19 protein-coding genes, 1 tRNA gene and 1 pseudogene are annotated in these 21919 nt (G+C 64.7%); 6 read left to right on the forward strand and 15 right to left on the reverse strand.

The genetic code is table 11. The annotated features are described in order from the left end of the window. The first annotated feature begins 23 nt into the window (after positions 1-23). Positions 24-2180 (forward strand): TonB-dependent receptor family protein, encoded by a 2157-nt coding sequence (locus tag P0Y43_RS05160; protein WP_275636231.1) that lies wholly within the window; start codon positions 24-26, stop codon positions 2178-2180. Between the two features lie 173 nt (positions 2181-2353). After that, positions 2354-3208, forward strand: a complete 855-nt coding sequence (locus P0Y43_RS05165; protein ID WP_275636232.1) for an alpha/beta hydrolase — start codon at positions 2354-2356, stop codon at positions 3206-3208. A gap of 5 nt (positions 3209-3213) precedes the next feature. Here P0Y43_RS05165 and P0Y43_RS27015 read toward each other — a convergent pair. The 7 genes and pseudogenes from P0Y43_RS27015 to P0Y43_RS05200 form a co-directional block, all read right to left on the reverse strand. Then, positions 3214-3606: pseudogene (locus tag P0Y43_RS27015) on the reverse strand (methyl-accepting chemotaxis protein); the annotation flags it as partial. Between the two features lie 591 nt (positions 3607-4197). Further along, the gene (locus tag P0Y43_RS05175; RefSeq protein ID WP_275636234.1) at positions 4198-5451 is read right to left on the reverse strand and encodes an OprD family porin; all 1254 of its coding nucleotides are present in this window, start codon (positions 5449-5451) and stop codon (positions 4198-4200) included. A 102-nt stretch (positions 5452-5553) separates the two neighbouring features. Continuing rightward, positions 5554-6243, reverse strand: a complete 690-nt coding sequence (locus P0Y43_RS05180) for an ABC transporter ATP-binding protein (RefSeq protein WP_275636235.1) — start codon at positions 6241-6243, stop codon at positions 5554-5556. After that, a complete protein-coding gene (locus P0Y43_RS05185; protein ID WP_275636236.1) occupies positions 6236-6985 on the reverse strand; it encodes an ABC transporter ATP-binding protein in 750 nt (249 codons plus the stop codon). Before P0Y43_RS05185 ends, P0Y43_RS05180 begins: the two co-directional genes overlap by 8 nt. Then, entirely contained in the window at positions 6982-8007 is a 1026-nt protein-coding gene (locus tag P0Y43_RS05190) for a branched-chain amino acid ABC transporter permease (protein ID WP_275636237.1), read from the reverse strand. Before P0Y43_RS05190 ends, P0Y43_RS05185 begins: the two co-directional genes overlap by 4 nt. 10 nt (positions 8008-8017) lie before the next feature. Further along, on the reverse strand, positions 8018-8929 hold the full coding sequence (locus tag P0Y43_RS05195; protein ID WP_275636238.1) for a branched-chain amino acid ABC transporter permease: 912 nt from the start codon (positions 8927-8929) through the stop codon (positions 8018-8020). Between the two features lie 29 nt (positions 8930-8958). Further along, complete coding sequence (locus P0Y43_RS05200; RefSeq protein WP_275636239.1) at positions 8959-10122, reverse strand: ABC transporter substrate-binding protein; 1164 nt, start codon at positions 10120-10122, stop codon at positions 8959-8961. Between the two features lie 666 nt (positions 10123-10788). Here P0Y43_RS05200 and P0Y43_RS05205 point away from each other — a divergent pair. The 4 genes from P0Y43_RS05205 to antC all read left to right on the forward strand — a co-directional run bounded on the left by P0Y43_RS05205 (position 10789) and on the right by antC (position 14909). Next, positions 10789-11796, forward strand: a complete 1008-nt coding sequence (locus P0Y43_RS05205) for an AraC family transcriptional regulator (protein WP_275636240.1) — start codon at positions 10789-10791, stop codon at positions 11794-11796. Positions 11797-11974: 178 nt separating this feature from the next. After that, positions 11975-13378: an anthranilate 1,2-dioxygenase large subunit gene (gene antA / locus P0Y43_RS05210; RefSeq protein ID WP_275636241.1), complete on the forward strand. Its 1404-nt coding sequence runs from the start codon at positions 11975-11977 to the stop codon at positions 13376-13378. Positions 13379-13380: 2 nt separating this feature from the next. Further along, complete coding sequence (gene antB / locus P0Y43_RS05215; protein WP_275636242.1) at positions 13381-13872, forward strand: anthranilate 1,2-dioxygenase small subunit; 492 nt, start codon at positions 13381-13383, stop codon at positions 13870-13872. Positions 13873-13886: 14 nt separating this feature from the next. Further along, positions 13887-14909: an anthranilate 1,2-dioxygenase electron transfer component AntC gene (antC, locus tag P0Y43_RS05220; protein WP_275636243.1), complete on the forward strand. Its 1023-nt coding sequence runs from the start codon at positions 13887-13889 to the stop codon at positions 14907-14909. Between the two features lie 173 nt (positions 14910-15082). On the opposite strand, the gene ychF is transcribed toward antC, so the two are convergent. The 8 genes from ychF to P0Y43_RS05260 form a co-directional block, all read right to left on the reverse strand. Then, positions 15083-16183: a redox-regulated ATPase YchF gene (gene ychF, locus P0Y43_RS05225; protein ID WP_275636244.1), complete on the reverse strand. Its 1101-nt coding sequence runs from the start codon at positions 16181-16183 to the stop codon at positions 15083-15085. Between the two features lie 22 nt (positions 16184-16205). Next, a complete protein-coding gene (gene pth, locus P0Y43_RS05230; protein WP_050703727.1) occupies positions 16206-16790 on the reverse strand; it encodes an aminoacyl-tRNA hydrolase in 585 nt (194 codons plus the stop codon). Between the two features lie 79 nt (positions 16791-16869). Then, the gene (locus tag P0Y43_RS05235; protein ID WP_275636245.1) at positions 16870-17463 is read right to left on the reverse strand and encodes a 50S ribosomal protein L25/general stress protein Ctc; all 594 of its coding nucleotides are present in this window, start codon (positions 17461-17463) and stop codon (positions 16870-16872) included. A 119-nt stretch (positions 17464-17582) separates the two neighbouring features. Next, positions 17583-18524 carry a ribose-phosphate pyrophosphokinase gene (locus P0Y43_RS05240; protein WP_029614333.1) on the reverse strand — a complete coding sequence of 314 codons (942 nt, stop codon included), beginning with the start codon at positions 18522-18524 and terminating at the stop codon, positions 17583-17585. A gap of 47 nt (positions 18525-18571) precedes the next feature. Continuing rightward, positions 18572-18646, reverse strand: a tRNA-Gln gene (locus tag P0Y43_RS05245). A 19-nt stretch (positions 18647-18665) separates the two neighbouring features. After that, the gene (gene ispE, locus P0Y43_RS05250) at positions 18666-19526 is read right to left on the reverse strand and encodes a 4-(cytidine 5'-diphospho)-2-C-methyl-D-erythritol kinase (RefSeq protein WP_275636246.1); all 861 of its coding nucleotides are present in this window, start codon (positions 19524-19526) and stop codon (positions 18666-18668) included. 4 nt (positions 19527-19530) lie between these two features. Next, positions 19531-20148, reverse strand: coding sequence for a lipoprotein insertase outer membrane protein LolB (lolB, locus tag P0Y43_RS05255; RefSeq protein ID WP_275636247.1), 618 nt, complete (start codon positions 20146-20148; stop codon positions 19531-19533). A 3-nt stretch (positions 20149-20151) separates the two neighbouring features. After that, on the reverse strand, positions 20152-21879 hold the full coding sequence (locus tag P0Y43_RS05260; RefSeq protein ID WP_275636248.1) for a tetratricopeptide repeat protein: 1728 nt from the start codon (positions 21877-21879) through the stop codon (positions 20152-20154). Positions 21880-21919: the final 40 nt, after the last annotated feature.

A 21919-nucleotide genomic window follows, 5' to 3' on the forward strand; every position in this document is an offset into this window, starting at 1 on the left:
TCGCCTTTCAAGGAGCCTGTTCCATGCATTCGCAACAGCCACCCTTCGCCCGTCGCGCCTTGCCCTGGCTGGGCTATGGCGCCGCGTTGGTCCTGAGCCCGTGGGCCCAGGCCGATGACACGCCGTCGCCCATCGCCCTTGGCCGGGTCGAGGTTGTCGGCAGTACCCTGGACGAGGCCGATGTCGCTCGGGAGCAACTCAGGAGCACCCCGGGCGGCACCAACTACGTCGATCTGCAGAGCGTGCGGCAAGGCCGTGCCAGTACCAACGAGGACGTGTTCAAGTACCAGCCTGGGATCTACGCCAAGGCCACCAACAACGATGGCATCAAGCTGTCGATCCGTGGCTCTGGCCTGAACCGTGGCCCCGGCGCCCACGCCTCGGGCCTGTTCGAAACGCTGGATGGCTTGCCCCTGACCGGCCCTGGCGGGACACCGTTCGAACTCAAGGAACCGCTCTGGCTGAGCCGTGTGGAGGTGTTGCGCGGTGCCAATGGTTTCGACCAGGGCGCGCTGGCCCTGGGCGGTGCGGTGAACTACGTGACCCATACCGGCCACGATGCGCCGAAGCTGCAGGTGCACTACGAGGCCGGCTCCAATGGCTATGCCAAGCGTGAAATCAGCTCTGGGCAGGTGCTGGGCGATGCCGACTACTACATCAGCCTCGCCGACTCCGAGTACGACGGCTACCGTGACCACAGCGGTGGCAGTGGCAAGGGCGTGGCGGCCAATTTCGGTTACCGCTTCAACCCGAACCTGGAGACTCGGTTCTACCTGCGCTACCGGGAAACCAACAACAGCATGCCGGGCAACCTCACCCGGGACCAGCTCAAGCATGACCCGCGCTCGGCGAACCCGCTCTACCTGGCTCGCAACTCCAAGCGTATCCAGCCCGGCACCACGTGGATCGCCAACAAGACCACCTTGCACCTGAGCGATAACGAGCGGGTGGAAGCCGGGTTGGTCTATCACGACTACCCGATGGACCTGCGCGAAGGCGCCAACCGTATCAAGGTGGCGTACACCGATGTCAGCGGGGTGCTCAACTACATTCGCCAGGATTCGCTGTTCGGTCACGACAGCAAGACCACCCTCGGCCTGCGCAGTACCAAGGCGATGCCCAACAACGGCACGTCCGAATATGTCCGGGTGCCCACCGGCAACACCGCGGCTTATGCGGTCGGCACCAAGACCCGGGGCTATACCTACCTGGGCTCGGACAGCGTGCTGCACATCGGCAACGAGCTGGAGTTGCAGCCCAACCTGTGGCTGACCACCGGCCTTGCCGCCATCTATACCCGTCGCCAGAGCGATGTCACCTACCCCGAAGGCGGTGGCTCGGTCAGCCAGCACGACTGGGACTACGCGCCCCGCCTGGGCCTGCGCTATGAGTTCAACCCTGACTTGCTGGTGTACGGCAACCTCAGTCGCTCGGTGGAGCCGCCACATGCCTGGTCGTTGATCTGGGGGTCGAACAAGTACTTCCCGGCCGGCAGCGGTGCGGCGACCGGGCTGCAACGTGAAGGCGTGCACCTGAAGAACCAGACCGCGACCACCCTGGAAGTGGGCGGGCGTGGCAACGACTGGTTTGGCCGCTGGGACCTGGCCCTGTACCGTTCCGAAGTGCGCCACGAACTGTTGAGCGTGGAAACCCAGGCCGCCACACAGACCACGTCGCAGATCGTTGCCGAGTCCAACGCCAGCCCCACCGTCCACCAAGGGGTGGAACTGAGCCTGGACAGCACGCTCTGGGAGGGCGGCGGCAACGGTCGGATCAACCTGCTGCAGTCCTATACGTACAGCGATTTCCACTACCGCGACGACGACCGCTTTGGTGACAACCCGTTGCCCGGCGTGCCCAAGCACTATTACCAGGCCGAGTTTCGCTACAGCCTGCCGAACGGGTTCTACGCGGGCCTGAACACCGAGTATTCGTCGCGCCTGCCGGTGGACTATGCCAACTCGTTCTACGCCGCCTCGTACACCTTGCTCGGTGCCCGTGTGGGCTACGCCTCACCCAAGCAGGACTGGCAGACCTGGCTGGACCTGCGCAACCTGACCAACGAGCGCTACGCCAATATCGTCACCCCGGGGTACAACGATGCCGGCCGGGATGTGGCCCGCTCCGTACCGGGGGATGGCTTCGGTGCCTATGTCGGGGTGTCCTATGCGTTTCGCTGAGCGGGGATGATCTGCGGCATGCGGAATATCCGGACATCGATTGCCAATTTTCAGGATTTGCGCAGCGTCTGACATGCGCCTTAATGCCGGGGGGCCGCTGCTGCGTGGCCCTTTCACGGTGCAAGGCCGCGCTTGTGGGGTGGCCTATCCTGAACAACCGGTGGGGGAGGCCTATGATCGATTCGCACACGCTGTCCGCTTATTACGACACCCAGTACAACGCCCGCGCCAGTGTGGCGGACTTCGACCAGTACCCCCGCCAGTACCGCGCCCTGAGCGATGCGGCGCATGCCCGCCTGCCGGTCTTCAAGGATGTCGCCTACGGCCCGGGGGCCGGCGAGCGGCTGGATATCTTCCCGGCGAGCCGGCTCGACGCGCCGGTGCTGGTGTTCATCCACGGCGGCTATTGGCGTGCGTTGTCGAAGGCCGACTCGGCGTTCATGGCCCCGGCCTTGACCGAGGCGGGGGCCTGCGTGGTGGTGGTCGACTACGACCTGGTGCCGGCGGTCACGCTGGATGTGATCGTCGACCAGACCCGCCGCGCCCTGGCCTGGGTATACCGGCATATCCAGGCCTTCGGCGGCGACCCGCAGCGGTTGTTCGCCAGTGGCAGCTCGGCGGGCGGGCACTTGGTCGGCATGCTGATGGCGGCGGGTTGGCACGGCGCTTATGGCGTGCCGGAAAACCTGCTGCGGGGCGCCTTGCCGATCAGTGGGTTGTTCGACCTGCGGCCATTGTTGCAGACCCACATCAACGGCTGGATGCAACTGGATGAAGCGGCGGCGCAGCGCAACAGCCCGGCGCTCCAGCCCTTGCAACCTGGCGTGGAACTGGTGATCAGCCACGGCATGCTGGAAACCGCGGAGTTCGCCCGCCAGTCACAGCATTACCTGGCGACCTGGGCCGCCCAGGGCCTGCCGGGGCGCTTCGTCGAGACGCCGGGCAAGAACCATTTCGACGTGGTGCTGGAGCTGGGGCAACCCGGCGCGCCGTTGTACCGCGCCCTCGTCGAACTGATGGGCCTGTAGCCGCCTCAACCGAGCAAGGCGCGCAGGCGCTCGGCCAGCCGGTGCTTCTCGCCCAGACGCTCCATGATGCGCTGGACGATCTCGAAACGCGCCTTGCCGATCGCTTTCACCTCGTCGAGCGCCTGTAGCGCCACGCTGGCCTTGGCCAGTCCCGAACGGGTCGAGCCATCGACCTGCTGCAGCCCGGTGCGGGCGTGCTCCGAGGCTTTCTGCAAGCTGCCGACGATCTGGTGGATCTGTTCGCTGGCCTCGTTGGCGCGGCGCGCCAGCTGGCGCACCTCGTCGGCCACCACGGCGAACCCGCGCCCTTGCTCCCCCGCCCGCGCCGCCTCGATGGCGGCATTGAGTGCCAGCAGGTTGGTCTGCTTGGCGATTTCCTGGATGCTGCCGACGATCGAGCCGATGCGCTTGGACTGGTCGCTCAGGTCGTTGAACACCTCGGTGAGGTTGTCCATGTAGCTGGCCAGCTCGTTGATCGAGGCTTGCGAGGTCGCGATGCTCTGGCTCGACAGGGCGAGGCTTTCCCCGGCTTGCTGGGCCAATGTGTTGGCCTGTTGCATGTCCTGTTCGCTGTGGGCGATGGCCTGGCTGAGGTCGGCCAGGCTGGCGAGCAGTGATGGCAGCGGAACCTCGAGGGTGAGCGGGGCCGGGGCAACGACGGGCGCCGCCGGGGGGGGCATGGGGACGGGTTGCGCGGTGGGGGCGGGCAGGTGAACTTCGATCGTCTCTGCTGGCTGGCGGTGGTAGAGCACCCCCGCCGCCAGGCTGGTGGCCAGGGACAGACCGGTCAGCGCGGTGCTGGCCAGGGCGAAGCCGCACAGGCACAAGAGCAGGCCGAGGCCGAGCAGGAAGGCGGCGAGCTGTTTTTGAGTCATGGAGGTGTCCTTTTCGAATGAGCCAAGGTAGATCGTTCCCAACAGAGCCTGCGGGCCGTTCAGTGCCGGCCTCATCGCGGGGCCGGCACTGGCGGAGCAAAGACCCGCTGGCGCTTAGAACAGCGCCCAGGTGTAGCTGAGGATCAGGCGGTTCTCGTCAATGTCGCTGCGGTAATTGGAGCGTGCAGCCACGTTGCGCACACGCACCCCCAGGTTCTTCAGCACACCACTCTGAATCACGTAGGCGATGTCCAGGTCGCGCTCCCAGTCCTCACCCTCGAACCCCCGTCCGGTGTCGACGTTGTTGCCGCGCAGGTAGCGCACCGTGGTGGTCAGGCCGGGGATGCCCAGTGCGGCGAAGTTGTAGTCGTGGCGCACCTGCCAGGAGCGTTCGTCGGCGGAGGCGAACTCGTAGGTTGGCACCTCGTTGCCCAGGGGGGTGATGTTGGCGAACACCTTGGGGAAGCCCTGGTCGCCATACATGCCCTGGTAACCGACGTAGAAGGTGTGCCCGCCACGGTTGGCCGACAGCAGCGAGTAGAAGGCGCGGTTGTCGATGTTGCCGAGCAGCTTGCGACCGTCCTCGGCGGTGTCGTAGAAACCGATGTTCGCCCCCAGCACCCAGCTGCCGACCGGCTGCGAATGCTTCAGGCCCAGGTGGCGCTGCGCGTAGATGTCCTCCAGCTGGCCGTACCAGGCGCTGACGGTGGTGCGCTTGGCGTTGAAGTTGTAGTCGGCGCCGGCGTAGTTGAAGGCGTCGGCCGACACCTGGCGCTGCGGCTGGTAGCCGATCATGGCCTGCAGCTTGTCGTCGCCGGCCTCGTTGCGCAGGTGAGTGGAGGTGAGGTGGCCGCCCTGCACGGTCAAGCCGGCGATTTCGTTCGAGGTGAAGCTGGCGCCCTGGTAACTCGGCGGCAGCAGGCGATTGTCGCTGAACATCAGCACCGGAACGTTGGGTTGCAGTTCGCCGAACTTGAGCTCGGTCTTCGACACCCGCACCTTCCCGGCCACGCCCAGGCGGCTGTAGTCGTCGGCGGCGCGGCCGTCTTCCTTGACGGGTAACAGGCCGGTGTTGGTGTGGGCCGGGCTGCTGTCGAGCTTGATCCCGAGCACGCCGATGGCGTCGACGCCGAAACCGATCGGCCCCTGGGTATAGCCGGACTTGACGTTGAGGATGAAGCCCTGGGCCCACTCCTGGGCCCGGGACTGCTGGTTGCTGCCGACGATGTCTGAGAAGTCGCGGCTGAAGAAGTAGTTGCGCAGTTGCAGCGTGGCGGTGGAGTCCTCGATGAAACCGGATTCGGCGGCCAGCGCGCTGAACGGGAGGGTGCTCAACAGCAAGGGGAGGGTATGGGGCTTCTGCTTCATCACAAGGCTCTTGTTCTTATGGTTTTCAGGGTGCAGCCGCCCGCCACCGGCCCAGGAAGGGGCCGATGGGGAGGGTGCGTCGGGGGTACGGTGGTGCGGGCGCTAGACGCCCAGGTAACGGTGCGACAGGTCTGGGACCGCGGCCAGCTGCGGCGGCGTGCCATCCCAGACCGGTCGGCCCTTCTCGATGATGTGATGGCGGTCCACCACCCGCGCCATCTCCTTGAGGTTCTTGTCGATCACCAGGATGGTCTCGCCTTCGGCCTTGAGGGTGGCCAGGCAATTCCAGATGGTTTCGCGGATGACCGGCGCCAGGCCTTCGGTGGCCTCGTCGAGGATCAGCAACTGTGGGTTGGTCATCAGCGCGCGGCCCACCACCAGCATTTGCTGTTCGCCGCCGGAGAGGGTCTTCGACAGCTGCCCCTGGCGCTCCTCCAGCCGGGGGAACAGCGCATAGATGCGCGCCAGGTCCCACTTGCCGCCGCGCGTGGCGGTGGCCAGCAGGTTCTCCTTCACGCTCAGCGAACCGAATACCCGGCGCCCCTCCGGCACCAGGCCAAGCCCGGCCTGGGCGATGCGGTAGGGCGTGGCGCCGCTCACTTCCTTGCCATGGATGCGGATGCTGCCGGCGTTGGGCTTGAGCAACCCCATGATGGACTTGACCGTGGTGGTCTTGCCCATGCCGTTGCGGCCGATCAGCGACACCACCTCGCCCTGGGCGATCTTCAGGTGCATGTCGAACAGCACCTGGCTCAGGCCGTAGCCGGCCTGCAAACCACTGACTTCAAGCATGTTCTTCCCCCAGGTAGGCGCTGCGCACCAGTGCGTTGCCGCGGACTTCGTCCACCGTGCCGGTGAACACGGTTTCGCCATAGACCAGCACGGTGATGCGGTCGGCGAGGGCGAAGACGGCGTCCATGTCGTGCTCCACCAACAGGATCGCGTAGCGGCCCTTGAGCGACATCAACAGCTCGGTCAGGCGCGCCGACTCGTCGGCGCCCATGCCTGCCATCGGCTCGTCCAGCAGCAGCACCGAGGCTTCCTGGGCCAGCGCCAGGGCCAGTTCCAGCTGGCGGCGCTCGCCGTGGGACAACTCGCTGACGCGGTGTTCGGCGCGCGCGGCCAGGCCCACCTGTTGCAGGTAGCCGAGGGCGGGGGCGAGCAGGTCGCGGTCGCGCGCCAACGGCTTCCAGAAACCAAAGGTCTTGCCCTCGCGCGCGGCGATGGCCACGGCGAGGTTCTCCAGCAGGGTGAACTCGGGGTACAGCTGGCTGACCTGGAACGAGCGCGCCAGCCCCAGGCGTGGCCGCTGGTGGGCGGGCACGGCGGTGATGTCGCGGCCATCGAGCAGGATCTGCCCTTTGTCCGGGCGCAGCTCGCCGGCGATCTGCGAGATCAGCGTGGACTTGCCGGCGCCATTGGGGCCGATGATCGCGTGCAGCTCGCCCGGGCGCAGCTCCAGGTTGGCGTTTTGCGTGGCCTTCACCGCGCCGAAGGCTTTTTCCAGGCCACGGATCGACAAGTGCGCGCTCATGGGTGGATCTCCTGCGGTTTGGACGCCGCGCCAGCGCGTGGCGCCTTGGGCTTACGGGGTTTGCCTGCACCGTGCAGCAGCAGGCCGTAGATGCCCTGGCGGCCGAACAGCACCACCAACAGCAGCAGTGGGCCGAAAATCAGCAGCCAGTGCTCGGTCCACAGGCTCAGCAGTTGCTCCAGCCCCAGGTAGGCCGCCGCGCCCAGCACTGGGCCGAGCAAGCTGCCGACGCCGCCGAGGATGACCATCGCCATCAGCTCGCCGGACTTCTGCCAGGCGCCCATGTCGGGGCTGACGAACATCGCGTAGTTGGCCCACAGCACCCCGGCCAGGCCTGCGCCGAGGCCGGCGATGACGAAGGTGGTGAGGCGGTAGCGCACAGGTTTCAGGCCCAGGCTCACGGTGCGCCGCTCGCTTTGCTTGAGGCCGCGCAGGACGAAGCCGAAGCGCGAGCCGACCAGGCGCCGGCAGAACAGCAGCCAGCCCACCAGCAGGGCCACGCACAGGTAATAGAACTGGTTGGCGTCGCCCAGGTCGAGGCCGGGCAGGGTGTTGCGCGCGTCCATCAGGATGCCGTCGTCGCCACCGTAGAGCGACAGCGAGCCGAGGATGAAATAAAGCATCTGGCTGAACGCCAGGGTGATCATGATGAACTGCACGCCGCTGGTGCGCAGCGACAGGTAGCCCATCACCAGCCCCAGCAGGGCGCAGCACAGCAGGGCCAGCGGCCACACCACCAACGCGCTGTTGCTGCCCGCCCAGCCCCACAGCGGCAGCGCCTGCGAGGTGTGGAAGGCGACGATGCCCACCACGTAGCCACCCAGGCTGAAGAATGCGGCGTGGCCGAAGCTGACCAGCGCACCGTAGCCGATCAGCAGGTCGAGGCTGGCGGCGGCCATGCCGTAGATCGCCAGGCGGGTGAACAGGCTGACCAGGAACGGCTCGTCGAACAGTGCGGCCACCAGGGGCATCAGGGCGAAGGTGGCCAGGCAGGCCAGGTCGATCATCAGTCGACGGGACATGGGCTTCTCCTCAAGCTCGGGCCGGCAGCAGGCCGCGCGGGCGAACCAGCAGCACCACGGCCATGACGATGTAGGCGCTGGCGGAAATCAGCCCAGCGGACAGGGCGCCACTCACCTCGGCGGGCAGCAGTTGGTCGAGCAGCGGCGGGATGTAGGCGCGGCCAAGGCTGTCGACCATGCCGATCAGCAGGGCGCCGACCAGCGCGCCGCGCACCGAGCCGACGCCGCCGACGACGATGACCACGAAGGTGGTGATCAGCACCTTCTCGCCCATGCCGATCTCCACCGACAGCAGCGGCGCGGCCATGAACCCGGCCAGGCCACAGAGCATGCAGCCGAACACGAACACCCAGGTGTACAGGCGGCTGATGTTGACCCCCAGCGCGCCGACCATCTCGTGGTCGTCGGCGCCGGCGCGGATCAGCATGCCCAGGCGGGTGTGGTTGATCAGCAGCCACATGCCCAGCGCCACCAGCAGCCCGGCGCCGATGAACAGCAGGCGGCTCACCGGGTACAGCAGCCCCGGCAGCACCTCGACGAAGGCGTTGTACCAATCGGGCGTGGGCATGGCCGGTGGGCTGCGGCCGAACAGCAGGGTGATCGCCTCGTTGCTGAAGAACACCACGGCGAGGGTCGCCAGCACCTGGTCGAGGTGGTCGCGGTTGTACAGCCGGCGGATGATCGCGGTCTCGATCACCAGGCCATACAGGGCCGCGCTGGCCAGGGCGGCGAGGCCGCCGAGCCAGAACGAGCCGGTGCTGATGGCGGTGTAGGCGGCGCTGAAGGCCCCGACCATGTAGAAGGCGCCGTGGGCGAGGTTGATCACGCCCATGATGCCGAAGATCAGGGTCAGGCCGGAGGCCAGCAGGAACAGCAGCGCGCTGTATTGCAGGCCGTTGAGCAATTGTTCGAGCAACAGCATGGTGAGGGTCCTACGGTGAGGGCGCTGGGTCAGAGCGCGCACTGGGCGGCGTAGCTGTCCACCTGGGCCTTGGCGATGGTCTTGACCGGCACTTCCACGAGCTTGCCGTCGCTGCCGGCCTGGACCTTGAGCAGGTGCCAGTCGATGACCGCGTGCTGGTTGTTGGCGAAGCGGAAGTCGCCGCGCACCGAGTCGAAGTCGGCCTTGCGCAAGGCGCTGCGCAGGGCATCGGCGTCCTTGAGGTTGCCCTGGGTGGCCTTGAGCGCCGAGCCGATCAGGCGGGCGGTGTCGTAGCCCTGGGCGGCGTACAGGGTGGGGGCGCGCTTGTACTTCTCGGTGAAGGCCTTGATGAATGCCTGGTTCGTCGGGTTGCTGGAGGTCGGGTCCCAGCCGCTGACCACGTTCACGCCCTCGGCGACGTTGCCGGTGGCGGCGAGCATGCGCTCGTCCATGGAGAACACCGGCACCACCATCGGCGTGCTCTTGGCCAGGCCGGAGCTGCCGTATTGCTTGGCGAAGTTGATGCCGCCACCGCCGGGGTGGAACTGGAAGATCGCATCCGGCGCGAGGGCACGGATGCGCGCCAGTTCCACGGAGAAGTCCAGCTGGTTGAGCTTGGTGTAGATCTCGGTGACCTCACCCTTGAAGGTGCGCTTGAACCCGGCCAGGGCATCGCGGCCGGCCTGGTAGTTGGGCGCGAGGATGACCATCTTCTTGTAGCCCAGCTCGTTGGCGGCGGCACCGGCCATTTCGTGGGGCACGTCGTTCTGGTAGGAGGCGGCGAAGTAGTTGGCCTTGCAGCCTTCGCCTGCCAGGTTCGACGGCCCGGCGTTGGTGCTGATGTAGAAACGGTTGTCCTGGGTGGCGCTGTTGACCACGGCGGCCAGCACGTTGGAGAACATCACGCCGGTGTACAGGGTGATGCCATCCAGGCTCATGCGGTCGACGATCTGCTTGCCTTTGGCCGGTTGCAGGCCGTCGTCCTCGACCACCAGGTTCACCGGCACGCCGCCGAGCTTGCCGCCTTCCTGGTCGATAGCCAGGCGGAAGGCGTCGCGGGCGTCTTCGCCGAGGTAGCCGGCGGGGGTGGAGAGGGTGGTGATGAAGCCGATCTGCACAGGTTCTTGTGCTTGGGCGCTGAGGGAGGAGGCCAGTGCGGCCCCGAGCATCGCAAGGGTGAAGGTGTGTTTCATCATGACCGCCTTGGTGGTGCAGTGCCGCGAAGGGCGCGGCCTGCTTCGTTGTTGTGAGGGCAGTGGGTGAGACGCGTGCTGTGTTTTTTGTTGTTCTGGGCACCCTTGGGCGTGTTCGCCGGGTGTGGGGCTAATTAGAAGTAGCGGGCGCGCTTCGGTCTATCCGCATAGTCGGTGAAGGCGATCCGGAAAATCAGGGAGGCGTTGAGCCACTCGATCGAGGGGTAACAGTTTCCTGCCCTGGGTAACGCCAGGCCGGCCTTCTCGGCTACTGATATCAGGCTTTGCACCGCTTTGCTATCCGATAAGTTGGCGTGGTTTGTCCAGTTATCTTGGGGTGGCGTTTCCCCGCTACCCGGTGGCGGTAACAGCCCCTGTGACAGCTGCCTGCTGGGCGCTTGCGGTACTGCCGTTGTGCGACCAGTGCCGTGCCTGCCCGGCATTGGTGCAAGGCAGGCGCTACCACCCAGGGTGCCTGGCCTTGGCTCTGGAAGGCGCGTTGCAGGGCCATGCGCGGGAGGTCCGGGCTATCCGGAAATTTGCCGAAACACCTCGTGGGCGGCAGGCCAGACCCATGGCCAAATGGATGGCACGGAGATTGCCACTCGATTGGCCTAGCCTGCCGAAAGAGCAGGCAAAACAAAAAACCGTGATGAGTAGCGTGCGATGACCAGCGAACATGAACAGCAATTCAGAGGCGTCAGTGCCGATCGCTACGATCTGGCCGGTGCGCGTTCATGGATGTCCGATATCTGCGGGCCACACATGCTCAAGGCGAGCAAGCCGAACCGTATCCAGTTCCACCACAGCGGGAATGTATTGCGCTCCACCTCGACCCTGCTGGGCTACGTCGAGTACGGCACCGACGTGACCATCGGCGTCGGCGCGCAGAGCAAGCTCAACAGCTACAGCATCAGCCTGCCGCTCAGTGGCGAGCAGGAGCTGTGCAAGGCCGGCATGCTGTTGCGCTCGGACCGCGACCGGGGCGTGATCATCTCGCCTCACGAGCAGCAGGAGCTGACCATCGCCGGTGACTGCCGCAAGTTGCAGGTGGTGATTCCACGCACGGCGATCCAGCAGACCCTCGAAGAACTGCTGCAACGCTCGGTGGACGAGCAGTTGTCGTTCGATGCCGACATGGATGCGATCAACGGTGCCACGGCGTCCTGGTGGCGCATGGCCCGGCACATGACCGACGAGCTGGAGCGCAGCCGCGACCTCTATGGGCAGGTGTTCTTCAGCCGCGACCTGGAAAGCGCATTGATCAAGGGGCTGATCCTCGCCCAGCCGAACAACTACTCCAACGAGTTGCGCACGCGCCTGGAGATCAAGCTGCCGTACTACCTGGTGCGGGCGCGCGATTTCATCCACGCCAACGCGCGTGAAGAGCTGCACCTGGAAGATATCGAACAGGCGGCCGGGGTGTCGCGGTTCAAGCTGTTCGAGGGCTTTCGCAAGTACTTCGGCGTGGCGCCCATGGCCTACCTGAAGAAGTACCGCCTGACCGCCGTGCGCCAGGAAATTCTCGAAGACCGCTCGCAGCGCAATATCTCGGTGATCGCCATGGGTTGGGGCTTCAACCACTTGGGGCGGTTTTCCAGCGAATACCGCAAGCTGTTCGACGAAGCGCCCAGCACCACCTTGCAGCGCGCCGAGGCCCGTCGCATTCGCTGACGGCCTGACCTTCCGCATGCGTGACCGTCCTGCCCGGCCCAGTGCCGGGCAGCGGTCTGTCCGTGGGCAGGTTGCGCAATAAGCGGATCATGTTCCCTGACTATCCGGATAGACCCCCTTCAGCGGTTATTTATCTAATAACGGCACATGCAACCCGCCTACGCTGATGGGGATTTCCATGATTAGCCAACATTCGAATAAACAATGGCAGGAATTCATTACCGGCTGCCTGGACTTTCGTCCGGCCGATGGGGTATTTCGCATTGCCCGCGACATGTTTACCGAGCCACAACTTTTCGACCTGGAGATGGAACATATCTTCGAAAAGAAGTGGATCTACGCCTGCCATGAAAGCGAGATCGCCAACAAGCACGACTTCGTCACCGTGCGCATTGGCCGGCAACCGCTGATCATCACCCGCGACGGTGAAGGCCAGCTCAACGCCTTGGTCAATGCCTGCCAGCACCGCGGCACTACGCTGACCCGGGTCGGCAAGGGCAACCAGTCGACCTTCACCTGCCCGTTCCATGCCTGGTGCTACAAGAGCGACGGGCGACTGGTGAAGGTCAAGGCGCCGGGCGAATACCCCGAAGGCTTCGACAAGGCCACCCGCGGCCTGAAGAAGGCGCGCATCGAAAGCTACAAGGGCTTCGTCTTCGTCAACCTCGACACCACCGGGCAAGACTCGCTGGAAACCTTCCTGGGCGATGCCAAGGTGTTCTTCGACATGATGGTCGCGCAGTCGGCGACCGGCGAACTGGAGGTGCTGCCCGGCAAGTCGGCCTACACCTACGAAGGCAACTGGAAGCTGCAGAACGAGAACGGCCTGGACGGTTACCACGTCAGCACCGTGCACTACAACTACGTGGCGACGGTGCAGCACCGCCAGCAAGTGAACGCCGACAAGGGCCTGGTCTCGGGCGACACGCTCGACTACAGCAAGCTCGGCGCGGGCGACCAGAACACCGACGACGGCTGGTTCGCCTTCGACAACGGCCACAGCCTGCTCTTCAGCGACATGCCCAACCCGTCGGTGCGTCCCGGCTATGCCACGATCATGCCGCGGCTGGTCGAGGAGCACGGCCAGGACAAGGCGCAGTGGATGATGCACCGCCTGCGCAACCTGAACATCTACCCGAGCATGTTCTTCCTCGACCAGATCAGCTCGCAGCTGCGCATCATCCGCCCGGTGGCCTGGAACAAGACCGAGATCCACAGCTTCTGCCTGGGGGTGAAGGGCGAGTCCGACGCCGACCGCGAGAACCGCATTCGCCAGTTCGAGGACTTCTTCAACGTCTCGGGCATGGGCACGCCCGATGACCTGGTGGAGTTCCGCGAAGCGCAGCGCGGGTTCCAGGCGCGCCTGGAACGCTGGAGCGATATCTCCCGTGGCCAGGGGCGCTGGGAGGAGGGCCAGACCCGTAACGCGCAGGTGATCGGCATCCACCCGCGCATGACCGGCGTGGAGTTCACCCACGAAGGCCTCTACGTGAACCAGCACAACCACTGGAAGCAATTCTTGATCGACGGCCTGCAACGCCAGGCCGATGACGCCGCCGCGCTCAAACTTCACGAGGTGTAAGCATGTCTGCAGAACTTCAATACCAGATCGAGCAGTTCTTCTACCTCAAGTCGGCGCTGTGCGATGCCCAGGACTGGGATGCCTACCTGGACCTGTTCACCGAGGACAGCGAGTTCCACCTGCCGCAGTGGGACAGCGAGCATGTGTATACCCAAGACCCCAAGAAGGGCATGTCGCTGATCTATTACCCCAACCGTGGCGGGCTCGAAGACCGGGTGTTCCGCATTCGCACCGGCAAGGCGGCCTCGACCATTCCCATGCCGCGCACCGCGCACCTGATCAACAACGTGCGTATTGCCGTGAAGCACGACGATGAACTGGAAGTGTTCCTCAACTGGCACACGCTGTTCTATCGCCTGGGCGTGGCCGAGGCCTTCTTTGGCCGTGCCACGTATACCCTGGTGCGCCAGGGGGACGGTTGGAAGATCCGCCGCAAGCATGTCCTGCTGTTGAACGACACGATCAACTCGGTACTCGATTTCTATCACCTGTAATCAGCGAGCGTCACATGGCACATAAAATTGCCTTTAGTTTCACCGACGGCAAGACGCTGTTCTGTTCAGCGCAGGGGAATGAAAGCGTGCTGGATGCGGCCTTGAGAAATGGCATCAAGATCCCCCTGGACTGCCGTGAAGGTGTCTGCGGCACGTGCCAGGGGCGGTGCGACTCAGGCAGCTACACCCAGGAGTACGTCGATGAAGACACGCTCTCGGCGGATGACCTGGCCCAGCGCAAGGTGCTGACCTGCCAGACGCGGGTGCAGAGCGATGCCGCGTTCTCGTTCGACTTCGATTCGAGCCTGTGCTCGGCGCCGGGCACCCAGACGCTGACCGGCACGGTGTGCAAGATCGAGCAGGTGTCGGCGGGCACGGCGATCCTGCATGTCGATGCCAGCGCCCAAGGCGCGGCGCTGGACTACCTGCCGGGGCAGTACGCCAGGGTCCAGGTGCCGGGCACCGGGCACTGGCGCTCCTACTCGTTCGCGGCCGCCCCGGGCAGCAGTACGTTGCAGTTCCTGGTGCGTCTGTTGCCGGATGGGGTGATGTCCAACTACCTGCGCGAGCGCTGCCAGGTGGGCGACCCCATCGAACTGGAAGCGCCCCTGGGGGCGTTCTACCTGCGGCATGTGGGGCGCCCGTTGCTGATGATCGCGGGGGGAACGGGGCTTTCGGCGTTCCTGGGGATGCTCGACACGCTGGCCGCCTCGGGTGGCACGGGTTACCCGGTCACGCTGTTCTATGGGGTGCGCAAGGCGGCGGATATCTGTGAAGTGGCGCGGCTCGAAGCGTTCAAGGCCAGCATTCCGGGTTTCACCTACGAGGTCGTGGTAAGCGATGCCGAGCCAGAATGGACCGGCAAGACGGGCTATGTCGATGCCAGCCTGGAACACCAGAAACTGCGCGACTTCGCCCACGACATCTACATTTGTGGCCCACCGCCGATGGTCGAGTCGATCAAGGCCTGGCACACCCGGCATGAGTTGGCGGGGTCACCGGTCTATCTTGAGAAATTCACCGAGAGCAATACCTGACGGTCCGCCCCTCTGCGTCGCATAGAGGGGCAAGCTCGCTCCCACAGCTTCAGCCTGACCGAGATAAAGGTCTGCGGATTGGCTTGTTAATTCCAGAGGCGTTAACAGTTCCGATAAAGAAAAACCCCTGGGGTCAGTGACCCCAGGGGTTTTCGCTTGCAGCGTGAAGGCGCTTAGACGTTGAAGCGGAAGTGCATCACGTCGCCGTCCTTGACGATGTATTCCTTGCCTTCCAGGCGCCACTTGCCGGCTTCCTTGGCACCGCCTTCACCCTTGAACTGGATGAAGTCGTCGTAGGCCACCACTTCGGCGCGGATGAAGCCTTTCTCGAAGTCGGTGTGGATCACGGCGGCGGCTTGCGGCGCGGTGGCGCCGATGCGCACGGTCCAGGCGCGCACTTCCTTCACCCCGGCGGTGAAGTAGGTCTGCAGGTTGAGCAGGCCGTAACCGGCGCGGATCACGCGGTTCAGGCCAGGCTCTTCGAGGCCCAGGGCCTCCAGGAACATGTCCTTTTCCTCGCCTTCTTCCAGCTCGGCGATTTCCGCTTCGATCTTGTTGCACACCGGCACCACCACCGCGCCTTCTTCCTCGGCGATGGCCTTGACCACGTCCAGGTGCGGGTTGTTCTCGAAGCCGTCTTCAGCGACGTTGGCGATGTACATCACCGGCTTGCTGGTCAGCAGGTGGAAGCCGCGGATCACGGCCTTTTCCTCGGTGCTCATGTGCTTCATCAGGCTGCGCGCGGGCTTGCCTTCGGTGAAGTGCGGGATGAGCTTCTCGAGGATGGCTTTCTGCGCCAGGGCGTCCTTGTCACCGCCCTTGGCGTTGCGCGCGACCTTCTGCAGTTGCTTCTCGCAGCTGTCGAGGTCGGCGAAGATCAGTTCCAGGTCGATGATCTCGATGTCGCGCTTGGGGTCGACGCTGTTGGAAACGTGGATCACGTTCTCGTCTTCGAAGCAGCGCACCACGTGGGCGATGGCGTCGGTCTCGCGGATGTTGGCGAGGAACTTGTTGCCCAGGCCTTCACCTTTCGAGGCACCGGCCACCAGGCCTGCGATGTCGACGAATTCCATGGTGGTGGGGATCACCCGCTCGGGCTTGACGATCTCGGCCAGGGCGTCGAGGCGCGCATCGGGCATCGGCACGATGCCGCTGTTCGGCTCGATGGTGCAGAAGGGGAAGTTCTCCGCCGCGATGCCGGACTTGGTCAGGGCGTTGAACAGGGTGGACTTGCCGACGTTGGGCAGGCCGACGATGCCGCAATTGAAACCCATGGGTGTTCCCCTCTCTAGGAAATCAGGCCTTCTGGCTATGCAGTTCGCGCATCGCCTTGGCGAAGTCGCCGGCAAGCACGTCGGGCATCACGCCGAGGGCAAAATCGATACTGGCGTCGAGCTTCTCCTGCTCGGCGCGCGGTGCGCGGCCCAGGACGAAGTTGGAGACCAGTTTGGCGTCACCCGGGTGGCCGATGCCAAGCCGCAGGCGGTGGAAGTCGTTCTGGTTGCCGAGCTGCGCGATGATGTCGCGCAGGCCGTTGTGCCCGCCGTGGCCGCCGCCCTTCTTGAGCTTGGCGACGCCGGGGGGCAGGTCGAGTTCGTCGTGCGCCACCAGGATGGCTTCCGGCTTTATGCGGAAGAAATTGGCCAGAGCCGCCACGGACTGGCCGCTGCGGTTCATGTAGGTGGTGGGGATCAACAGGCGAACATCGTTGCCCTGATGGCTGAACTTAGCCGTCAGGCCGAAATATTTTTTGTCAGCGGACAGCGAAACGCGCTGGGCGCTGGCGAGGCGTTCAACGAAAAGAGCCCCTGCGTTATGCCGGGTCTGTTCGTATTCGGGGCCGGGGTTACCCAGGCCGACGATCAACTGGATGGCGGTCACGTCAGGGGCTCTTCCTTGGAGTGGGTGGGCTACAGTGCGCGCGGCACTGTAACCCGACCGACACCGGCGCGCGAGTGGATTACTCGGCAGCGCCTTCTGCTTCTGGTGCAACGCGCGGAGCGTGGACGTTGGCAACAGCCTTGTCATCACCGTGGGCCAGAGCGACGAACTCTACGCCTTTCGGCGCTTTCAGGTCCGACAGGTGGATGATGCTGCCGATCTCGGCCTTGCTCAGGTCGACTTCGATGAACTCAGGCAGGTCTTTGGCTTCGCAGGACACTTCGATCTCGGAAACGACGTGGGAGATCTCGCCGCCTTTCTTGACCGGGGCTTCTTCACCGACGAAGTGAACCGGAACCTTGGCGGTCAGCTTCTGGCCAGCAACGACGCGAACGAAGTCGGCGTGCATGATGAAGCCTTTGGCCGGGTGACGTTGCATGGCCTTGACCACGACGTTCTGCTTGGCGCCATCGACGTTCAGCTCGATCACGTGGCTGAAGGCAGCTTCGTTTTCGAACAGCTTGGCGATTTCCTTGGCCACGATGGTCAGGGATTGGGCTTCTTTATCGCCGCCGTAGACAACGGCAGGGATGCTCAGCGAGTGACGCAGGCGGCGGCTCGCACCTTTCCCCAGGTCAGTACGCGCTTGGGCGTTCAGGATGAAGTCAGTCATTTTGTTTCTCCAAATTAGCCTCCCATCAGGCGTTTGCGACCAGCGCCAGATGGGGATGGCAAAAAAGCCCCGCCCCAACAAATGTTGGGGCGGGGCGCTTCATATCAACACGGGTCCGCTTAGCGGAACATCGCGCTGATCGATTCTTCGTTGCTGATACGGCGTACCGCTTCAGCGACAACCGGTGCGATATCCAGCTGGCGGATACGGTCACAGGCTTGAGCAGCGGCGGACAGCGGGATGGTGTTGGTCACCACCAGCTCGTCGAGCACCGACTTCTCGATGTTCTCGATTGCACGGCCCGACAGCACCGGGTGCGTGCAATAGGCGTAGACCTTGGCAGCGCCGTGGTCTTTCAGGGCCTTGGCCGCGTGGCACAGGGTGCCGGCGGTGTCGACCATGTCGTCTACCAGGATGCAGGTGCGTCCTTCGACGTCGCCGATGATGTGCATCACTTCGGAGTGATTGGCCTTCTCGCGGCGTTTGTCGATGATACCCAGGTCGACGCCCAGGGACTTGGCGACGGCACGCGCACGCACCACACCACCGATGTCCGGGGAGACGATCATCAGGTTATCGAAACGCTGGTCTTCGATGTCGTCGACCAGTACGGGCGAACCGTAGATGTTGTCGACGGGAATATCGAAGAAACCCTGGATCTGGTCAGCGTGCAGGTCGACGGTGAGAACACGGTCGATACCCACGACAGTGAGCATGTCAGCGACGACTTTGGCGCTGATGGCTACACGTGCCGAACGCGGACGGCGGTCCTGGCGGGCGTATCCGAAGTAAGGAATCACGGCGGTGATTCGGGAAGCTGAGGAGCGGCGGAAGGCGTCGGCCATCACTACCAGTTCCATCAGGTTATCGTTGGTCGGGGCGCAGGTCGGCTGAATGATAAACACGTCCTTACCGCGGACGTTCTCATTAATCTCAGTGCTGATTTCGCCGTCGGAGAACTTGCCGACAGAAACATCACCCAGTGGGATATGCAGCTGACGTACGACACGCCGAGCCAGATCGGGGTTAGCATTCCCCGTGAAGACCATCATCTTGGACACGCGCAGTACCTGAAGGCTGAGGGTAACCTGGATGAGTATAAGGAAAATGGCAGGGGCGGCTGGATTCGAACCAACGCATGGCAGGATCAAAACCTGCTGCCTTACCGCTTGGCGACGCCCCTGTATCTGTTGCTGCGAGCGCTAGGCACTCGACTTCTTGATCAGACTTTGCAGCTTGCGATGCAACATCGAAACGTTGCTCCCTTTAGCCACAAACCCTGTATGGGTCTCTGAAAGAAGGGCCAGAACTCTACCAGCTTCGGCTTTGCTTGGGAAGGCCCCAAACACACAACTTCCAGTACCGGTCATTCGAGCTTCCGTGTATTTACCTAGAGAATTCAGCGCATTGCGAACTTCCGGGTAACGTTGCTCTACCACCGGTTGGCAGTCATTTCGACTGTTTCCCTCGGGAACGGGGCGCATCTTAAGGGGGAGGGAATTACGTGTCAACTCTGGATGCGAAAAAATTTCCGCTGTGCTGACAGACACTTGCGGCACCAACACGACGTACCAGGGTTCCGCCGGCTCGACCGGTTCGAGCTTTTCGCCGACGCCACTGGCGAAGGCCGCATGGCCACGCACGAACACCGGCACGTCGGCGCCGAGGGTCAGGCCCAGGGCGGCCAGGCGGTCTTCGTCCCAGTCCAGTTGCCACAAATGGTGCAGCGCCAGCAGGGTGGTCGCGGCGTCGGAACTGCCGCCGCCGATGCCGCCGCCCATGGGCAACACCTTGTGCAGCCAGATGTCGGCGCCCAGCGCTGTACCGGATTGTTCCTGGAGCGTGCGCGCGGCGCGAACGATCAGGTTGCTGTCATGCGGCACCGAGGCGATCTCGGTGTGCAGACGGACCTCGCCGTCCTCGCGCAGGGCGAAAGTCAGTTCGTCGCCATGCTCGAGGAACTGGAACACGGTTTCCAGCTCGTGGTAGCCGTCGGCGCGCCGGCCAATGATGTGCAGCCACAGGTTGAGCTTGGCCGGGGCCGGCAGGGTGAGCTTCTGCATGAACTCAGTGCCCGAGCTGGCGTGGCTGCCAGTCCTTGACCACCAGGGTCACGTCGAGGTTCTCGCCGTGCAGCTTCAGGCGCTCGGGCAGCCAGTAGCCGTTCTGTTCGGTGTAGCTCAGGTACTGCACTTGCCAGCCGTCCTGGGTGAGGCTGGCCAGGCGGCTGTCGCCGTCCAGGGTCAGTTGGCTCTTGCTGTCCGGGGCGGGCAGGCCGCGCACCCACCACACCAGGTGCGAGACCGGCAGTTGCCAGCCGAGCTGTTCTTCGAGCAGGGCTTCGGGGTTGGCGGCTTCGTAGCGGCCCTGGTTGGCCACCTCCAGCACCACGCCGCCGGGGCGCCCGGTCAGGCGCGCGGCGCCTCGGCCCAGGGGGCCGGCCAGGCGGATGTCGTAGTAGTCCTGGCGCTGCAGCCAGAACAGCGTGCCGCTGCCGGAGTCGCGTGGGGCGCGGATGCCGACCTTGCCGTTGATCTGCCAGCCGTCGAGGCTGCTCAACTGCTGCTTGTGCGCGCGCCACTGCTGCGGGTCGCCCTGGCCTTGCAGGGCTTCGCGCGAGCCGAAGCCGGCGCAGCCGGCGAGCAGGGCGATGAGGGTGAAGGTGATGCAATGACGCAGGAACATGGCTTAAAGGGTCTCGGATCCGGTCAGGCGCAGGACGGTCTTGCGCAGGATAGGGCTGTCGGGCTGGGCCTCGAAGGCCTTGGCCCAGACCTGACGGGCTTCGCGGCGCTTGCCGTTGGCCCACAGGACTTCGCCCAGGTGGGCGGCGACTTCATGGTCGGGGAAGCGCTCCAGGGCTTGGCGCAGCAGGCGCTCGGCCTCGTCGAGGTTGCCCAGGCGGTAATTGACCCAGCCCAGGCTGTCGAGCACGGCCGGGTCGTCGGGGGTGAGCTGGTGGGCCTTGTCGATCAGCGCCTTGGCCTCGGCGTAGCGAGTGGTGCGGTCGGCCAGGGTGTAGCCCAGGGCGTTCAGGGCCATGGCGTTTTCCGGCTCGCGGGCGAGGATGGCGCGCAGGTCCTTTTCCATCTGGCCCAGGTCGTTGCGCTTTTCGGCCAGCATGGCGCGGGTATAGAGCAGGTTGAGGTCGTCGGGGTAGCGCTTGATCGCCTGCTGCAGGACTTGGTCGGCCTGGGTGTCCTTGCCGTTGTTGCCCAGGCTCTCGGCCTCGATCAGGTACAACTGGATGGCGTAGTCGGGCTGCGCCTCGCGGGCTTCGGCGAGCAGGCGCGAGGCCTCGGCGCTGCGGCCGTTGGCGATCAGGATGTCGGCCTGGCGCAGCTGCGCGGCCAGATAGTCGGGACCGGGGCCGACCAGTGCGTACTCGCGCAGCGCCGCAGCCGGTGTGTTGCGCTCCTCGCGGATGCGCCCCAGGTTCAGGTGCGCGGCATCGACGTTGCTGTCGCGCTCGACCAGCTCCTGCAGGTAACCCTCGGCTTCGTCCCAGTCTTTGTTCTCCATGCACACCAGGGCCAGGGAGTAACGCAGTTCGTCATCCTCGGGGTACTGCTGGAGCAGGTTCTCGAATTCGGCCTTGGCGTCGGTGATGCGGTCCTGCTCGACCAGGGTGCGGGCGTAGGTCAGGCGCAGGCGCTTGTCGTCGGGGTTGTCGCGGATCGCTCCGCGCAGCAGCGGCAGCGCCTCCGGGCCACGGTCCAAGGCCTGCAGCAAGCGGGCGCGCAGCAGGGTCGGGGCGATCTCGCCGTTCTGTGCCGGGTGGCTTTCGAGCAGCGCCAGGGCCTGTTCGGACTTGCCGTCCTGGTTCAGCAGCAGGGCCTTGCCGAACAGCAACTGGCTGTTGTCCGGGTACTTGACCAGCAGGCGCTCGAAGCTCTGCATCAGGCCGTCGCGGGTGCTCTGGTCGGTCTCGGCGGCCGACAGGGCAAGGAAGTCGAAGTGGGTGTCGCCCTGGCCCTGCAACACCTTTTCCATGTAGATCATGGCGTCGTCGTAACGGCCGGCGCGGGCCAGTTGGATGGCCGCGGCGCGCTGGGCGTCGAGGTTCTGCGCGTCGTTGCGCGCCCATATGAGGGCGGTGTCCAGCGCCGGCTCATCGGCGCCGAGGTACTCGGCGATGCGGTAGGCGCGTTCGGATACGGCAGGGTCCTGGGTTTTCTGCGCCTGGTCGACGTAGTTGGCCAGGGCGATGTCGAAGCGATTGCGCTGGCCGGCCAGTTCCGCCACCAGCAGGCTGTAGAGCGTCTCTTGCTTGAACGAACCGTACACCACGGGCTTGTCCGTCGTGCCCTTGCCGGCCTCGGCCACGGACGGCTGGGCCTCGTCGGTCCGCGGGGCCAGGCTCTGGCAGCCCTGGAGCAGGGCGAGGGCAAGCAGCAATGCGTAGGATCTGTTCATAGAGGCTTAGATGGACTAACCGGCGGTCGGAGCATGATGA

Origin of the sequence: Pseudomonas entomophila, from assembly GCF_029193575.1 — a bacterium.
GTDB lineage: Bacteria > Pseudomonadota > Gammaproteobacteria > Pseudomonadales > Pseudomonadaceae > Aquipseudomonas > Aquipseudomonas entomophila_G.

Bases quoted from the DNA above. Each gene is read 5' to 3' on its own strand.
- P0Y43_RS05160 (WP_275636231.1), top strand. From the start codon at position 24: ATGCATTCGCAACAGCCACCCTTCGCCCGTCGCGCCTTGCCCTGGCTG.
- P0Y43_RS05165 (WP_275636232.1), top strand. From the start codon at position 2,354: ATGATCGATTCGCACACGCTGTCCGCTTATTACGACACCCAGTACAAC.
- P0Y43_RS05175 (WP_275636234.1), bottom strand. From the start codon at position 5,451: ATGAAGCAGAAGCCCCATACCCTCCCCTTGCTGTTGAGCACCCTCCCG.
- P0Y43_RS05180 (WP_275636235.1), bottom strand. From the start codon at position 6,243: ATGCTTGAAGTCAGTGGTTTGCAGGCCGGCTACGGCCTGAGCCAGGTG.
- P0Y43_RS05185 (WP_275636236.1), bottom strand. From the start codon at position 6,985: ATGAGCGCGCACTTGTCGATCCGTGGCCTGGAAAAAGCCTTCGGCGCG.
- P0Y43_RS05190 (WP_275636237.1), bottom strand. From the start codon at position 8,007: ATGTCCCGTCGACTGATGATCGACCTGGCCTGCCTGGCCACCTTCGCC.
- P0Y43_RS05195 (WP_275636238.1), bottom strand. From the start codon at position 8,929: ATGCTGTTGCTCGAACAATTGCTCAACGGCCTGCAATACAGCGCGCTG.
- P0Y43_RS05200 (WP_275636239.1), bottom strand. From the start codon at position 10,122: ATGAAACACACCTTCACCCTTGCGATGCTCGGGGCCGCACTGGCCTCC.
- P0Y43_RS05205 (WP_275636240.1), top strand. From the start codon at position 10,789: ATGACCAGCGAACATGAACAGCAATTCAGAGGCGTCAGTGCCGATCGC.
- antA (WP_275636241.1), top strand. From the start codon at position 11,975: ATGATTAGCCAACATTCGAATAAACAATGGCAGGAATTCATTACCGGC.
- antB (WP_275636242.1), top strand. From the start codon at position 13,381: ATGTCTGCAGAACTTCAATACCAGATCGAGCAGTTCTTCTACCTCAAG.
- antC (WP_275636243.1), top strand. From the start codon at position 13,887: ATGGCACATAAAATTGCCTTTAGTTTCACCGACGGCAAGACGCTGTTC.
- ychF (WP_275636244.1), bottom strand. From the start codon at position 16,183: ATGGGTTTCAATTGCGGCATCGTCGGCCTGCCCAACGTCGGCAAGTCC.
- P0Y43_RS05235 (WP_275636245.1), bottom strand. From the start codon at position 17,463: ATGACTGACTTCATCCTGAACGCCCAAGCGCGTACTGACCTGGGGAAA.
- ispE (WP_275636246.1), bottom strand. From the start codon at position 19,526: ATGCAGAAGCTCACCCTGCCGGCCCCGGCCAAGCTCAACCTGTGGCTG.
- lolB (WP_275636247.1), bottom strand. From the start codon at position 20,148: ATGTTCCTGCGTCATTGCATCACCTTCACCCTCATCGCCCTGCTCGCC.
- P0Y43_RS05260 (WP_275636248.1), bottom strand. From the start codon at position 21,879: ATGAACAGATCCTACGCATTGCTGCTTGCCCTCGCCCTGCTCCAGGGC.